The organism is Thauera sp. WH-2, from assembly GCF_048321015.1.
Classification (GTDB): Bacteria; Pseudomonadota; Gammaproteobacteria; order Burkholderiales; family Rhodocyclaceae; genus Thauera.
On sequence record NZ_JBLWFG010000004.1, the window covers coordinates 94,175 to 108,032 of the forward strand.

The window sequence follows — 13,858 nt, forward strand, 5'->3', positions numbered from 1 at the left end:
CACGCTGAATACCGGACGTGGACCGGACAAGCAAACGGGCGCACGCGCCTGGCCGGTTTCAACCCCGCTGGCGGCGCGCCTCGAACAGGCAGATCCCGCTCGCCACCGACACATTGAGGCTCTCGACGCTACCGTGCATGGGGATGCGGGCAAGCGCATCGCAAGTGTCGCGGGTGAGGCGACGCAGGCCGTCACCTTCGGCGCCAAGCACCCACGCCACCGGCACCTTCTGGTCGATGTCGTAGATGGACTTGTCGGCTTCGCCTGCGGCACCGACGATCCACACGCCGGCGTCCTGCATCTCGCGCAGGGCGCGGGCAAGGTTGGTCACGGTGATGTAGGGCACGGTATCGGCGGCGCCGCTGGCGACCTTGACCGCAGTGGCGTTGAGGCCCACCGCGCGGTCCTTGGGTGCGACCACCGCATGTGCACCGGCGGCGTCGGCCACACGCAGACAGGCACCGAGGTTGTGCGGATCCTGCACGCCGTCGAGAACCAGGATCAGCGCATTCTCGTCCAGGCTGTCGAGCACGTCGGCGAGCTTGATCTCGCGCCGGGTGGCGTCGACCTTGGCGACCACGCCCTGGTGGCGACGGGTGCCCACCATGCCGTCGAGCTTGTCGCCCTCGCTCTGCAGGATGCGCACGCCGGCAGCCTCGGCCTGGGCAATGAACTTCTTCACCCGCGCGTCCTTGCGGTCACCGGAGAGGTAGATCTCCAGCACCGATTCGGGCGCATGGCGCAGCTTGGCAGAGACCGCGTGGAAGCCGTAAATCAGCTTGGTGGGAGTGTTCTCGGGTGCTTTAGCCACGGTCGGTGCCCTTGGTGGTGGTCTTGCGGCGGGCGCGTCGTGCCGGAGCCGCAGTCGGGGGCGCGGATTCTAGCGCTTCGACCGGCGCTGCGGCGATCGGCTCGACAACAGTCTTCTTCGCCCGCGTCCGGCGCGGCTTGGGCTCGGCGCCCTGCGGCGCGGCGGGAGGTGCCTCGACCACCGGCTCGGGCACAGTGACCGGCTCGACTACAAGCTTCTTCGCACGGGCCTTGCGAGGCTTCGGCTCAGCGACCTCCGGCACTGCGGCGGGCAACTCGACGGCCGGCGCGGGCGCGGCCTCGGCGACCTGCTCGGTGGCGGGTTGCTTCGCCCGCTTGCTGCGGGCCTTGTCCGCCTTCGATGGGGCAAACTCGGGGGCAGCGACCGGCAGTGCGGCTGCAGGCGCAGGCGCAGCTTCGACCACAGGCCCCGCCTCGCCCTTCTTCGCGCGCGGTTTGCGCGCCTTCTTGCCGGCTTCGGGGATCGCTGCGACAGCCACCGGCCCGGCCGGCTTCGCGGGCGGCTCGGCCGGCAGCGGCCCTTCAATGAGGCGGAAGTCGATCTTGTTGGTCGCCATATCCACCCGTACGAGCTGCACCTTCACGCGGTCGGAGAGGCGGAACTGCTTGCCGGTGCGCTCGCCCATGAGCGCGTGGCGCATCTCGTCGTAGTGGAAGTAGTCGCTCCCGAGATCCGAGATGTGCAGCAGGCCCTCGATGAAGATGTCGTCGAGCGCGACAAAGAGGCCGAAGGGCACGACCGCCGACACGCTGCCGGTGAACTCCTCGCCGACGCGGTCCTGCATGAAGTAGCACTTGAGGAAGGCGACCACGTCACGGGTGGCGTCGTCGGCGCGGCGCTCGGTCATCGAGCAGTGCAGGCCGATCTGCTCCCAGTCGCCGGGGCGGTACTGGTCACCGCCGAGCGCGGCCTTGATGCCGCGGTGGATCAGCAGGTCGGGGTAGCGCCGGATCGGCGAGGTGAAGTGGGTGTAGGACTCGTAAGCGAGGCCGAAATGGCCGACGTTGTCCGGGCTGTACATCGCCTGCTTCAACGAGCGCAGCATCACGGTCTGCAGCAGCTGGGCGTCGGGGCGATCCTTGACCTGCTCGAGCAGTTTCGCGAAATCACTCGCGCGCGGCTCGTCACCGCCGCCCAGCCCGAGGCCGAACTCCTTGAGGAACTCGCGCAGCTTGGCGAGCTTGTCCTCGGAGGGCGAGTCATGGACGCGATACAGCGCCGGGTGCTCGCGGGTGGCGAGGAAGTCGGACGCACACACGTTGGCGGCGAGCATGCACTCCTCGATGAGGCGGTGGGCGTCGTTGCGCACCTCGGGCACGATCTGCGCGATCTTGCCGTTATCGTCGAAGATCATACGGGTTTCGGTGGTCTCGAAGTCGATCGCGCCGCGCTTGGCGCGCGCCTTGAGCAACACGCGGAAGAGCTTGTCGAGGTTCTCGAGGTGGGGCAGTAGCGCGGAGAGTTCGGCGCGCACCGCCGGATCCTGCTCGTACAGCGCGGCGGCGACCTTGGTGTAGGTCAGGCGCGCGTGCGACCAGATCACTGCGGGGTAGAAGCGGTAGTTCTTGATCTCGCCGGTGGCCGAGATGGCCATGTCAGCGACCATCGCAAGGCGCTCGACCTGGGGGTTGAGCGAGCACAGGCCGTTCGAGAGCTTCTCGGGCAGCATCGGGATGACGCGGCGCGGGAAGTACACCGAGTTGCCACGGTCGAAGGCGTCCTTGTCGAGCGCGCTGGCGGCGTCCACATAGTGCGAGACGTCGGCAATCGCGACGATCAGGCGGTAGCCCTTGCCCTGGCGCTCGCAATACACCGCGTCGTCGAAGTCCTTCGCGGTCTCGCCGTCGATGGTCACCAGCGGCAGCTTGGTGAGGTCCTCGCGGCCGGCCCAGTCCTTCTTGCGCACAACGTCGGGCAGCTTGCGCGTCTGCGCCTTGGCCTCGGACGAGAACTCGAAGGGCAGATCGTGCTTGCGCAGCGCGATCTCGATCTCCATGCCGGGGTCGGCATAGTTGCCGAGCACCTCGACGATGCGGCCGATCGGCTGGGCGTACTTGGTGGGCTGCTCGACCAGCTCGACGGTGACGATCTGGCCCGGCTCGGGCTTCTTGCGCCCACCGGGGGCGACCAGAATGTCCTGCGCCAGGCGGCGATTCTCGGGCACGACGATCATTACGCCGTGCTCGTTGATGACGCGGCCGACGACGCGAGTGTTGGCGCGCTCCAGCACCTCTACCAGCTTGCCTTCGGGGCGGCCGCGTCGATCGGTGCCGGAAATGCGCACGATGACGCGGTCGCCATGGAGTACCTCGCGCATCTCCTTGGGGCCGAGGAAGATGTCGGGCTCACCGTCATCGCGACGCACGAAGCCGAAACCGTCGGGATGACCCTCGACGCGGCCCTTGATCAGGTCCGCCTTGGAAGGCAGCAGGTAAGCGTCGCGCCGGTTGCGGATGAGCTGGCCGTCGCGCTCCATCGCACGCAGTCGGCGATCGAAGTGCTCCAGCTCATGGGGAGCGATATCGAGCGCGGCACTGAGCTCCGAGAACGGCATCGGAACACCACGATCGGTGAGAACCTGCAACACGTACTCACGGCTGGGGAGCGGGTTCTCGTACTGCATAGCCTCGCGGGCGTGGAAGGGGTCGGCGAGGCGGATTGCGCTCGCCTGTACTGCGGCGGCCTTGCGCGCCGCGCGGCTGCGACCCGGACCGCGAACGGGCTTTTCGTGGCTGGCTGGCTGCGGCGCCGGGCGCGCGTCCGCGCGCTTGGCGGCAGCGCCAACCCGGTCAGCGGACGCCTTCCTGGGCTCGGACTTGCGCGCCACGGGGGCCTTCTTTGTTGCAGGTGCGGCAGCGTTGCCACGTTTCTTTTCAGTTTTTTTCGTTTTGCGAGTCATTGACAATCTTCATTTCGTGCTTATAATGCGCGTCTTCCTGCCCAGATGGCGGAATTGGTAGACGCACTAGTTTCAGGTACTAGCGCCGCGAGGCGTGGAGGTTCGAGTCCTCTTCTGGGCACCAGTTTCACAGGAAAGCCGCTCTTCGGAGCGGCTTTTTTGTTGTCTGTTGTTGTCCGTCTCTTTCCGCTGTCGTACGGCTTCGGGGCTCGCAGCAGAGAAGCCGACAAATCGCTTCACGCACGCGAGCCACTTTGCTATTATGCGCGTCCCTGCCCAGATGGCGGAATTGGTAGACGCACTAGTTTCAGGTACTAGCGCTGCGAGGCGTGGAGGTTCGAGTCCTCTTCTGGGCACCAGTTGCAGGAAAAAGCCGGCTTTGAGCCGGCTTTTTTCGTTCACCGCTCTGCTCACGCGAAGCGGCTGGAAAGCACTGCGGGAGCGGGCGCATCCACGAACGCCTGCGGCGCAGGCAACACTCGCGGACACGCCCGCCCCCACAGATTTGAGCACGCCCGCGAGGGCCTGCTTCGGCTGCAAACCTCGATCAGGCACCAAACGGGTGGCGCCGCAGGATAGTCTCGTCGCGTTCGGGGCCGGTGGAGATCACGTCGATCGGGATCTCGCAGATCTCCTCGATGCGGTGCAGATAGGCGCGTGCCTCCTGCGGCAGAGCGTCCCAGCTCTGCGCACCAAAGGTCGTGCCGCTCCAGCCCGCCATGGTTTCGTAGATCGGCTCACAGCGCGTGACCTCTTCCGAGCCCATGGGCAGCAGGTCGATGCGCTTGCCGTCGAGCATGTAGCCGGTGCAGAGCCTGAGTTCCTCGAGGCCGTCGAGCACGTCGAGCTTGGTGATGCACAGGCCGGTCACGCCGTTGATGATGATCGAACGCTTGAGCGCAGCAAGATCCAGCCAGCCGCAACGGCGCTTTCGACCGGTAACGGTGCCGAACTCGCGACCCTTGGTCGACATCTGCTCGCCCGGCACGCCCTTGGTTTCGATGTCGAGTTCGGTCGGGAACGGGCCGCCGCCGACGCGGGTGCAATACGCCTTGGTGATGCCCAGCACGTAGTGCAGGCGGCTGGGCCCGACGCCCGAGCCCGCCGCGGCCTGTCCGGCCACGCAGTTGCTCGAGGTGACGAAGGGATAGGTGCCGTGGTCGATGTCGAGCAGCGTACCCTGCGCACCCTCGAACAGCAGCGAGCCCCCCGATTTGTTGATCGCGTAAAGCTCGGCGGAGACGTCGGCCACCATCGGCAGCAACTCTTCGGCGTCCGCCATCGCCTCGTCGAACACGGCCTGGAAATCGACCGGCTCGGCACCGAGGTGCTGCGTCAGCACGAAGTTGTGATATTCGAGATTGGCCTTGAGCTTGGCGGCGAAGCGCGCACGATCGAACAGGTCGTACACACGCAGCGCGCGGCGCGCCACCTTGTCCTCGTAGGTGGGGCCGATGCCCTTGCCGGTGGTGCCGATTTTGTCGTCGGCGGACTTGGCGGCTTCGCGTGCGCGGTCGAGCGCGCTGTGGTAGCCGAGGATCAGCGGGCAGCCCGGGCTGATGCGCAGACGGTCGCGCACCTTGATGCCGCCGGCCTCCAGCGTGCGGATCTCGGACAGCAGGTGATGCGCATCGAGCACGACACCGTTGCCGATGAAGCAGGCCACGCCCTCACGCACGATACCCGAGGGCACGAGGTTGAGCTTGTACTCGGTCTGCCCGATCACCAGCGTATGACCGGCATTGTGTCCGCCCTGGAAGCGCACGACGCCCTTCGCATGGTCGGTCAGCCAATCGACGATCTTGCCCTTGCCTTCGTCTCCCCACTGGGTGCCGACGACGACGACGTTCTTTGCCATTTTCTTACTCTCCCTGTAACGGCACGATCGCCCAGCGATCGCCCCGCTTCACCAGTTGCCGGTCGCAGCCGGCTTCGTTCCAAGTCCCTTCGTGCCCGGGCAGCGCATTCATGACGATCTCGCCACGGGCGCGCAATGCCCCCACCTCCTCCGCCAGCGCCGCGCCACCTTCGAGGGGCGCCAGAATCGCGCCCGTCATCGGCGCCAGTTGGGGCAGCCGCCAGACAAGCTCGCGCAGATCGAGGCTGAATCCGGTCGCCGGACGCGCGCGCCCAAACGCTTCGGACACCCGGTCATAGCGCCCACCCAGCGCAAGCGCTGCAGGCGAGTCCGCACCATAAGCGGCGAACACGATGCCGCTGTGATAGTGGTATCCGCGCAGGTCGGATAGATCGAAGCTCACCGGCAGATCGGCGAGGGCACGCGCGAGCGCACGTAGCTCTCCGAGCGGACCAGCGATCTCTGCATCCTGCGGCAGCCGCGCAGCCGCCTCATCCAGCACCTCGGCGCCACCATACAGCCCCGGCAGCGCGAGCAGCGCGCCACGCACCGGCTCGGACACGTCAGCGAGCACCCTGCGCAGCTCCGGCACGTCCTTCGCCTGGATCAGATCGAAGAGTTCGACCTCGCGCTCGGGGGTGAGGCCGGTGCGCGCGACCAGCGCGTGAAACAGGCCGACGTGGCTGATATCGATGCGCGAGGCGGGCACTTCGGCCAGGCGCAGCACCTCCGCCAGCAGGCGCAGGATCTCGATGTCGGCTTCGACGCCGGCATGGCCGTAAACCTCGGCACCGACCTGGATCGGCTCGCGCGTGGCGGTGAGCGACGAGGGCACGGTATGCAGCACGCTGCCGCAGTAGCACAGCCGCGACACCCCCTGCCGGTTGAGCAGGTGGGCGTCGATGCGGGTGACCTGCGGCGTCATGTCCGCGCGCACACCCATGGTGCGCCCGGAGAGCTGATCGACCAGCTTGAATGTGCGCAGCTTGAGATCCTGGCCGGCGCCGGTGGTCAGCGAGTCCAGATACTCCAGCATGGGCGGCATCACGAGCTGGTAGCCGCGCAACCGGAAAGCGTCGAGCAGCCTGCGGCGCAGGGTTTCGAGCTGATGAGCGTTGGACGGCAGGGCGTCCTGAATGTGATCGGGCAATACCCAGCGCATGAGCGTGTCAGAGGAAGAGGAAGAGCAGGATCACCCCCAGCAGCATGGAGGTCAGCCCGATGAAGCGGATCTGGCCGTCCGCCATGCTGGCGAGGCGCAAAAAGGTGTCGCGCCAGGCGGCCGGCGCGACGAAGGGTAACAGGCCTTCGATGATCAGCATCAGCGCGAAGGCGGTCAGGAGCGAATTTCCCATGCGGGCGTCAGTTGCGCGCAGCGCCCCCTGAGTCCTTGAGGAAACGGAAGAAATCCGAGCTCGGGTCTACGACCATCACATCGTCCTTGCCCGCAAAGCTGGAACGATAGGCTTCCAGGCTGCGGTAGAAGGCATAGAAGTCCGTGTCCTTGCCAAAGGCCTCGGCATAGATGGACGTCGCCTTCGCGTCGCCTTCACCCTTGATCTCCTGCGAGGATCGGTAGGCTTCGGCGATGATGACCTCGCGCTGACGGTCGGCATCCGCGCGGATGCGCTCGGCTTCCGCGGCGCCCAGAGAACGCAGTTCGTTGGCCACGCGCGTACGCTCTGCCTCCATGCGGCGGTAGACCGATTCCGACACCTCATTGGGCAGATCGACGCGCTTCAGACGCACGTCAACAATCTGCGCGCCGATGGTGCGGGCGTCGCGGTCGGCGCGCTCGCGCATCTGCTCCATGATTGCATCGCGCTCCCCGGACACCACGTCATGCACGGTACGGCGGCCGAATTCCTCACGCAGGCCGGCGTTCACCGTCTGCGTCAGCCGGGTGCGGGCCCGCGCCTCGTCACCAGCCACCGACTCGTAGTACAGCTGGGGGTCGATGATGCGCCACTTCACGAAGTGGTCGACCAGCACGTTCTTCTTCTCGGAGGTGATGAAGCGCTCCGGCTCCGGCGTATCCATGGTCAGGATGCGCTTGTCGAAGTAGCGCACGTTCTGGATGAAGGGCAGCTTGACGTTGAGACCGGGGTCGGAGATGACCTCCTTGATCTCGCCAAGCTGGAACACGATCGCATACTGGCGCTGATCCACGGTGAACAACGACATCGAGGCAATCAGGCCGGCGAACACCAGCACGCCACCAATCAGGGACATCTTGTCACGCATCACCGAACCCCCCGCTCACGACTGAACATTCCATCCCGGTTGCGCGGGTCGAAAGACGGCATCGGCGCATCTGCGGACAGGCCCGCCGCCGACTGCGGGTCGACCTTGACCGGCGCCGGACCGGTGCTGCTCTGCTGCATCAGCTTGTCGAGCGGCAGCAGCAACAGGTTGCCGTTGCCCTGCGCATCGACCATGACCTTGGAGGTATTGGAAAGCACCTGCTGCATGGTCTCGATGTACAGGCGTTCGCGCGTGACTTCCGGCGCGCGGCTGTACTCCGCGAACACCTGATTGAAGCGGCTCGCCTCACCTTCTGCGTTAGCGACCACGCGCTCACGGTAGGCATTGGCTTCCTCGATCAGGCGCGACGCTGTACCCCGCGCACGCGGAACGACGTCGTTGGCATACGCCTCACCCTCGTTCTTCTGTCGCTCGCGGTCCTGACCGGCCTTGACGGCATCATCGAATGCAGCCTGCACCTGCTCCGGTGGCTGGGCGTTCTGCATCGTGACACGGCTGATCTGGATCCCCGTCTCGTAGCGATCGAGGATGCGCTGCATCAGCTCGTGCGCAGTCGCAGCGATCTCCTCACGTCCTTCGTACAGCACGAAGTCCATGCGGCTCTTGCCGACGATCTCGCGCATCGCGGTTTCGGCCGCCTGCGCCACTGCCTCATCGGGAAAGCGGTTGTTGAACAGGTAGTTCTCGGGGCTGTTAAGCACCCACTGCACGGCGAACTGGATGTTGATGATGTTCTCGTCATCGGTCAGCATCAGCGCTTCGCGCAGCACCTTGTTGCGCTCGGACGCGCGATACCCTACCTCGACGGTGCGCACGCCGGTCAGGTCAACCGCCTCATGCGATTCGATCGGTGCCGGGAGGCGCCAGCGCAGGCCTGGCTCGGTCGTGGAGACGTACTCGCCGAAACGCAGCACCACGCCGCGCTGGTTGGCGTCGATGGTGTAGAAGCCGCTGGCAAGCCAGACGACGAGCACAAGCACGAGCAGCACACCGATGCCGCCACCGAATTGCTTGAACGAGAAGCTCGGCAACTGCGGACCGCCGCCCCCGCCATTGCCACCACCGCCGGCGGGGCGGCGGTCATTGCGCTTGCCGCCGAACATGCCCGTCAGGCGCTGATTGAAATCGCGCCATACCTCTTCGAGGTCGGGCGGGCCCTGGTTCGCTCCGCGATTGCGGTCGCCGCGGAGATCGTCATTGCGATGGTCGTCGCCGCGGTTGCCGTCTTCGCGGTCGCCATCGCCGCCGCCCTGGCTACCCCAGCGTGGATCGTTGAGTGACATGAGAATGCCTGTTATCACGGTTGTTGTGGTCGTCCTTCCGCCGTGCCGTCATTCCGGCCGGCCTTGTCACCAAAGGTCTGGCGCGCCACTTCGGCGAGCGCGTCGCGAAGCAGGTCGAGACCTTCCCCCGTTCGGGCGCTCAAAAAAATGCGCCTGATCTTATCACAGTCCCCACGCTCGACCGCTGGAGCCGCCCGCGTGAGGTCGACCTTGTTCCACACCAGGATCTGCGGCACGTCGGCCGCACCGATCTCGGCGAGAACCAGGTTCACCGCCTCGATCTGCGCGTCGCGATCCTCACTCGCAGAATCGACGACATGCAGCAGGAGGTCTGCCTGCGCCGTTTCCTCGAGCGTGGCCTGAAAGGCCGCAACCAGCGCATGCGGAAGATCGCGGATGAAACCCACCGTGTCCGACAGCACCACATTCACGCCTGCCCCCTCCTCACTCCGGTCGCCGCCGACGTAAAGCCGGCGGGAGGTGGTGTCGAGGGTGGCGAAGAGCTGATCGGCTGCATAGGCGCCGGCCTTGGTCAGCGCATTGAACAGGGTGGACTTGCCCGCATTGGTGTACCCGACGAGAGAGACAGAGAGAACGTCACGGCGTTCCCGGGCACGTCGACGAACCTTGCGCTGCTTCTCGATCTGCGCGAGCCGGGACTTGAGCATCTTGACCCGCGTACCCAGCAGGCGGCGGTCGGTTTCGAGCTGCTTCTCGCCCGGGCCGCGCAGGCCGATACCGCCCTTCTGCCGCTCGAGGTGCGTCCAGCCGCGCACCAGGCGGGTAGCCAGATGCTCGAGCTGGGCGAGTTCCACCTGTAGCTTGCCTTCGTGGCTGCGCGCGCGCTGGGCGAAGATGTCGAGGATGAGCGCGGTACGGTCGATCACCATGCACTGCAGCTCGCGCTCGAGGTTGCGTTGCTGCGCCGGCGACAGCGCGTGATTGAAGATCACGATGTCCGCACCGTGGGCGCGCAACGCCTCGCCGACCTCCTGCACCTTGCCGCTGCCGGCGAAGAGCTTGGAGTCGGGCGCCGCACGTCGCCCCTGGACGACCGCCTCGACGCTCGCGCCGGCGCTGCCGACGAGCAGCTTCAGTTCGGAGAGCCGCTCCTCGATCGCACCCTGGCCAAGATCGAGCTGAACCAGGACCGCGCGTTCGCCGGACGCGGGGCGCTCAAACATGCGCGCCTCCTGCGGCCGGCGCGCGACCGGCTCGCAGCTTCGTCACGGGGCTCAGTTGCCGCCCTCTTCCTGCTGGATGACGACCGGGCGCGCGGGCACCACGGTGGAGATGGCGTGCTTGTAGACCATCTGGGTGACGGTGTTCTTGAGCAGCACGACATACTGGTCGAAGGACTCGATCTGGCCCTGGAGCTTGATGCCATTGACCAGATAGATCGACACGGGGATGTGTTCGCGACGCAGGGTGTTCAGGAAGGGGTCCTGCAGGAGTTGCCCTTTGTTGCTCATTATTGAACCTCTTTATATTGTGTTTATAAGAATGTTGTGGATTTGTTGCTGCGCTGCGACATGGCAGTATGCTACGAAATCCGGGTGTGGAAAAAGGCTCTCGCCGGAATTTCGTCAACTCCGGCTTGCGTAAGGATTGTGCGTGGTGCGGAACTGAACGCGCAAGGGCGTGCCCTGGAGCTTGAAGGCCTCCATGAAGCAGCGCTCCAGATAGCGCTCGTAGGACTGCGGGATATCGTCCAGCGCGTTGCCGTGGATGACGATCACGGGCGGGTTCATGCCCCCCTGGTGCGCATAGCGCATCTTTGGGCGGGCCATGCCATGCCGCGGCGGCGCCTGGCGCGCGACGGCCTGCTGCAGCGCGCGCGTCAGGCGCGGCGTGGACAGATTGGCCGTGGCGGCGGCATAGGCGGCATCCACCGATGCGAGCAGGCCCCCGATGCCCTGCGACTTGAGCGCGGAAATCTGGTGGAAGCGCGCGAAAGACAGGAAGGATAGCTTGCGCGCGATGTCGGCCTTGAGGCGCTCGCGCCGGTAGTCATCCACCGCATCCCACTTGTTGATCGCCACCACCAGGGCGCGCCCGGCCTCGAGCGCGAAGCCGGCGATGTGTGCATCCTGATCCGAGATGTCCTGCGCGGCATCGAGCACCAGCACCACCACATTGGACTCCTGCACGGCCTGCAGGGTCTTGATCACGGAGAACTTCTCAACCGCCTCGAACACCTTGCCGCGACGGCGCAGCCCGGCGGTGTCGATCAGAGTGTAGCGCTTGCCACCGCGCTCGAAGGGAATGGAAATCGCGTCGCGGGTGGTACCCGGGAGGTCGAAGGCAATCACTCGCTCCTCGCCGAGCAAGGTATTGACCAGCGTGGACTTGCCGACGTTGGGACGCCCGACGATCGCCACACGCGGCCCTTCATCCTCGGAGGACGCCTTTTCGTCGTCTACCGGGAAGGGCGCGAGCACAAGCTCGACAAGTTGCTTGACGCCATCGCCATGCGCGGCCGATACCGGCAGCGGGTCGCCCAGCCCGAGCGCATGGAAGTCAGCGGCAACCATCGCGCGGTCGATCCCCTCAGCCTTGTTCACGACCAAATGCACCGGGCGTCCCGCGCGGCGCAGGCGCGCGGCGATGTTCTCGTCGTGCGGAGTTCGTCCGGCACGACCATCGACCAGGAACAGCAGCACGTCCGCCTCGGCGATCGCCTGTTCGGCCTGGCGCGCCATCTCGTGCATGATGCCGTCCTTGGCCACAGGATCGAAGCCTGCGGTATCAACCACGAGGTAGTCGCGCTCACCGACGCGTCCCACCCCATAGTGGCGGTCACGGGTCAGGCCAGGCTGGTCGGCGACCAGCGCGTCGCGGGTACGCGTGAGGCGGTTGAACAGGGTCGACTTGCCGACGTTGGGACGGCCGACCAAAACAATGGTGGGTTTCACGGGTTCGATTGCCTCAACGGACTTCGTAGGCGGTGATGTCACCACCCGCGCCCTGCACGACGAATCCGCGACCATACGCTACCGGATCGGCGGAAATCGCATCGTTGCCCGCACGGTCGCGCGCGGCGAAGCTGCCGGTATCGCGCGTGAGTGCATGGACATAACCCTGGACATCGCCCACGATCACGTGATCGCCGACAATCAGCGGGCGCGAAACTGCACGGCGCGCGAGCGCATCCTGCTTCCATACACTGGCGCCGCTGGACGCGTCGAGCGCATGTACCGCATCCCGGTCGTCGGTGATCATCGCGAAGCGGGCGTCGCGGTCCATCCCCACGCTGCTCGAGAAGTCACGCGCCCACAGGGGATTTCCGCTCGACGTATCGAAGCAGGCGGCACGCCCCTGGTAGGCAACGGCGCACACTTCCCGCCGTCCGACCACCGGCGTGCCGACGATGTCGGCCACACGCTCCAGTTCAGTCGCGCCGCGCGGCAACGCCACGTTGAGTTCAGTGATCGCGCCGCCATTGGCAAGGTTGATCACGCCGAGCTTGCCCCCCGGAAAGCCGGCGAGCACCACTGGGCCTTCAATGACCACGCTCGCGAAACTGCGCAGCGCAAGCGGCGGGTTGTTGCGCTGATAGGTCCAGCGCTGGCTCCCGTCGCGCGCGTCGAGGGCGATGAGGCGATTGTCCGAAGCACGCACGATCACGAACTCGAGGCTGACCGCGGGGGGCGCGAGCACTTCCGCCCCTACCGGTGCGCGCCAGCGTTCCGCGCCAGTCTGGGCGTCGAGCGCGATCACGGTGCCGTCGGTGGTCACGACCGCAGCCAGGCGTCCGTCCGTACCTACGCCAGCGGACAGACGCATATCGGTATCGGCGCCCCAGACCTGGCGACCGCCCTCGAAGCGGGCGACCGTGCCCCGATGCCCTGCGGCATAGACGCTATCCCCCCAGACTGCGGGCTGGAAGCGGTACTCACCCGCACTGCCGACGCTGGCCCGCCAGCTCACCGCAAGCTCGGCGCTCGGGGTGAAATCCTGCAGCGCCGCCGGCTTGGGCGCCGAACTGGAGAAGGGGTTCAGGGATGAGCAGCCGCCCGCGAGCAGCGCAGCCGCGAGCAGGGGCAGGAGCCGAGCGTTCATTGCTTTCATCGATCAGGCTCCAAGCGATTCGAGTTTCACGCGCACCACCTCACGCAGGCTGGCGGCATCATCCCCTTGTGCGGCGAGCGCATCGATCGCAGCCTGCCACGCTGCGCGCGCCTCGGCCGCCTTTCCCTGCGCCGCGAGGATGTCGCCACGCAGATCGTCGAAGCGTGCCATGAAAGCCACGGTCGGCGCAGCCTGCAAGCGCGCAAGTGCGGCCTCGGGCTCACCGGCCTGCAACAGGACGGCTGCCAGGCGCAGCCTGGCGAGATCCCGCAGGGCCGGATCCGACCCTTTCTCGGCCGCCCATTCGAGCTGGGCGCGCGCGTTGTCCAGATCGCCCGCCTCGAACTGCATCGCCGCCGAGAGCAGCGCGCCCAGTTGCGCACTGACGCTGCCGCCATGCTCTCCGATCAGCCGGCCTGCGGCTTCCCGCGCCTTCTGCGCATCCTGCTTCTCGGCCGCCTGCTGGACCGCGTAATACAGCGTGCCTGCTTCGGCCGCGTTGCGGTTCTGATACCACTGCCAGGCCTGCCACCCCACCGAGGCCAGCGCGGCAAGCACCGCGAGGGTGACGACGAAGTTGCCGTACTGGGCCCACCACGCCTTGAGCTCGGATATCTGTTCCTGTTCTTCGAGATCGTAGACCGCCATCA

At 66.2% G+C, this 13,858-nt stretch carries 12 protein-coding genes and 2 tRNA genes; 2 read left to right on the forward strand and 12 right to left on the reverse strand.

The features are described from left to right. Nucleotides 1–58: 58 nt before the first annotated feature. Both rlmB and rnr read right to left on the reverse strand, forming a co-directional pair. Nucleotides 59–811, reverse strand: a complete 753-nt coding sequence (gene rlmB / locus ACNKW1_RS08585; protein ID WP_418364169.1) for a 23S rRNA (guanosine(2251)-2'-O)-methyltransferase RlmB — start codon at nt 809–811, stop codon at nt 59–61. After that, nucleotides 804–3,455 carry a ribonuclease R gene (gene rnr, locus ACNKW1_RS08590; protein WP_418364368.1) on the reverse strand — a complete coding sequence of 884 codons (2,652 nt, stop codon included), beginning with the start codon at nt 3,453–3,455 and terminating at the stop codon, nt 804–806. Before rnr ends, rlmB begins: the two co-directional genes overlap by 8 nt. Before the next feature lie 315 nt (nt 3,456–3,770). On the opposite strand from rnr, the gene ACNKW1_RS08595 reads away from it, so the two are divergent. Together ACNKW1_RS08595 and ACNKW1_RS08600 are read left to right on the forward strand one after the other, a co-directional pair. Next, a tRNA-Leu gene (locus tag ACNKW1_RS08595) sits at nt 3,771–3,855 on the forward strand. Between the two features lie 150 nt (nt 3,856–4,005). Beyond that, a tRNA-Leu gene (locus ACNKW1_RS08600) sits at nt 4,006–4,090 on the forward strand. Nucleotides 4,091–4,278: 188 nt separating this feature from the next. On the opposite strand, the gene ACNKW1_RS08605 is transcribed toward ACNKW1_RS08600, so the two are convergent. The 10 genes from ACNKW1_RS08605 to ACNKW1_RS08650 form a co-directional block, all read right to left on the reverse strand. Beyond that, nucleotides 4,279–5,589 (reverse strand): adenylosuccinate synthase, encoded by a 1,311-nt coding sequence (locus ACNKW1_RS08605; protein ID WP_418364170.1) that lies wholly within the window; start codon nt 5,587–5,589, stop codon nt 4,279–4,281. Between the two features lie 4 nt (nt 5,590–5,593). Next, a complete protein-coding gene (locus ACNKW1_RS08610; RefSeq protein ID WP_418364171.1) occupies nt 5,594–6,751 on the reverse strand; it encodes an ATP phosphoribosyltransferase regulatory subunit in 1,158 nt (385 codons plus the stop codon). A gap of 7 nt (nt 6,752–6,758) precedes the next feature. Continuing rightward, nucleotides 6,759–6,944 carry a DUF2065 domain-containing protein gene (locus tag ACNKW1_RS08615; RefSeq protein WP_418364172.1) on the reverse strand — a complete coding sequence of 62 codons (186 nt, stop codon included), beginning with the start codon at nt 6,942–6,944 and terminating at the stop codon, nt 6,759–6,761. A 7-nt stretch (nt 6,945–6,951) separates the two neighbouring features. Beyond that, nucleotides 6,952–7,833, reverse strand: coding sequence for a protease modulator HflC (hflC, locus tag ACNKW1_RS08620; RefSeq protein WP_418364173.1), 882 nt, complete (start codon nt 7,831–7,833; stop codon nt 6,952–6,954). Continuing rightward, nucleotides 7,833–9,137, reverse strand: a complete 1,305-nt coding sequence (gene hflK / locus ACNKW1_RS08625; protein WP_418364174.1) for an FtsH protease activity modulator HflK — start codon at nt 9,135–9,137, stop codon at nt 7,833–7,835. Before hflK ends, hflC begins: the two co-directional genes overlap by 1 nt. Before the next feature lie 14 nt (nt 9,138–9,151). Next, nucleotides 9,152–10,321, reverse strand: coding sequence for a ribosome rescue GTPase HflX (hflX, locus tag ACNKW1_RS08630; RefSeq protein WP_418364175.1), 1,170 nt, complete (start codon nt 10,319–10,321; stop codon nt 9,152–9,154). 51 nt (nt 10,322–10,372) lie between these two features. Next, nucleotides 10,373–10,609, reverse strand: a complete 237-nt coding sequence (gene hfq / locus ACNKW1_RS08635) for an RNA chaperone Hfq (RefSeq protein WP_418364176.1) — start codon at nt 10,607–10,609, stop codon at nt 10,373–10,375. 114 nt (nt 10,610–10,723) lie between these two features. Next, nucleotides 10,724–12,052: a ribosome biogenesis GTPase Der gene (gene der, locus ACNKW1_RS08640; protein ID WP_418364177.1), complete on the reverse strand. Its 1,329-nt coding sequence runs from the start codon at nt 12,050–12,052 to the stop codon at nt 10,724–10,726. 13 nt (nt 12,053–12,065) lie between these two features. Beyond that, entirely contained in the window at nt 12,066–13,208 is a 1,143-nt protein-coding gene (bamB, locus tag ACNKW1_RS08645; protein WP_418364178.1) for an outer membrane protein assembly factor BamB, read from the reverse strand. A gap of 3 nt (nt 13,209–13,211) precedes the next feature. Further along, the gene (locus ACNKW1_RS08650) at nt 13,212–13,856 is read right to left on the reverse strand and encodes a tetratricopeptide repeat protein (protein ID WP_418364369.1); all 645 of its coding nucleotides are present in this window, start codon (nt 13,854–13,856) and stop codon (nt 13,212–13,214) included. Between the last annotated feature and the right edge of the window lie 2 nt (nt 13,857–13,858).

Excerpts from the sequence above, each read along its gene's own strand:
- ACNKW1_RS08650 (WP_418364369.1), bottom strand. The coding sequence starts at position 13,856 with ATGGCGGTCTACGATCTCGAAGAACAGGAACAGATATCCGAGCTCAAG.
- hflK (WP_418364174.1), bottom strand. The coding sequence starts at position 9,137 with ATGTCACTCAACGATCCACGCTGGGGTAGCCAGGGCGGCGGCGATGGC.
- ACNKW1_RS08610 (WP_418364171.1), bottom strand. The coding sequence starts at position 6,751 with ATGCGCTGGGTATTGCCCGATCACATTCAGGACGCCCTGCCGTCCAAC.
- rnr (WP_418364368.1), bottom strand. The coding sequence starts at position 3,455 with ATGCAGTACGAGAACCCGCTCCCCAGCCGTGAGTACGTGTTGCAGGTT.
- bamB (WP_418364178.1), bottom strand. The coding sequence starts at position 13,208 with ATGAAAGCAATGAACGCTCGGCTCCTGCCCCTGCTCGCGGCTGCGCTG.
- hflC (WP_418364173.1), bottom strand. The coding sequence starts at position 7,833 with ATGCGTGACAAGATGTCCCTGATTGGTGGCGTGCTGGTGTTCGCCGGC.
- ACNKW1_RS08615 (WP_418364172.1), bottom strand. The coding sequence starts at position 6,944 with ATGGGAAATTCGCTCCTGACCGCCTTCGCGCTGATGCTGATCATCGAA.
- hfq (WP_418364176.1), bottom strand. The coding sequence starts at position 10,609 with ATGAGCAACAAAGGGCAACTCCTGCAGGACCCCTTCCTGAACACCCTG.
- ACNKW1_RS08605 (WP_418364170.1), bottom strand. The coding sequence starts at position 5,589 with ATGGCAAAGAACGTCGTCGTCGTCGGCACCCAGTGGGGAGACGAAGGC.
- hflX (WP_418364175.1), bottom strand. The coding sequence starts at position 10,321 with ATGTTTGAGCGCCCCGCGTCCGGCGAACGCGCGGTCCTGGTTCAGCTC.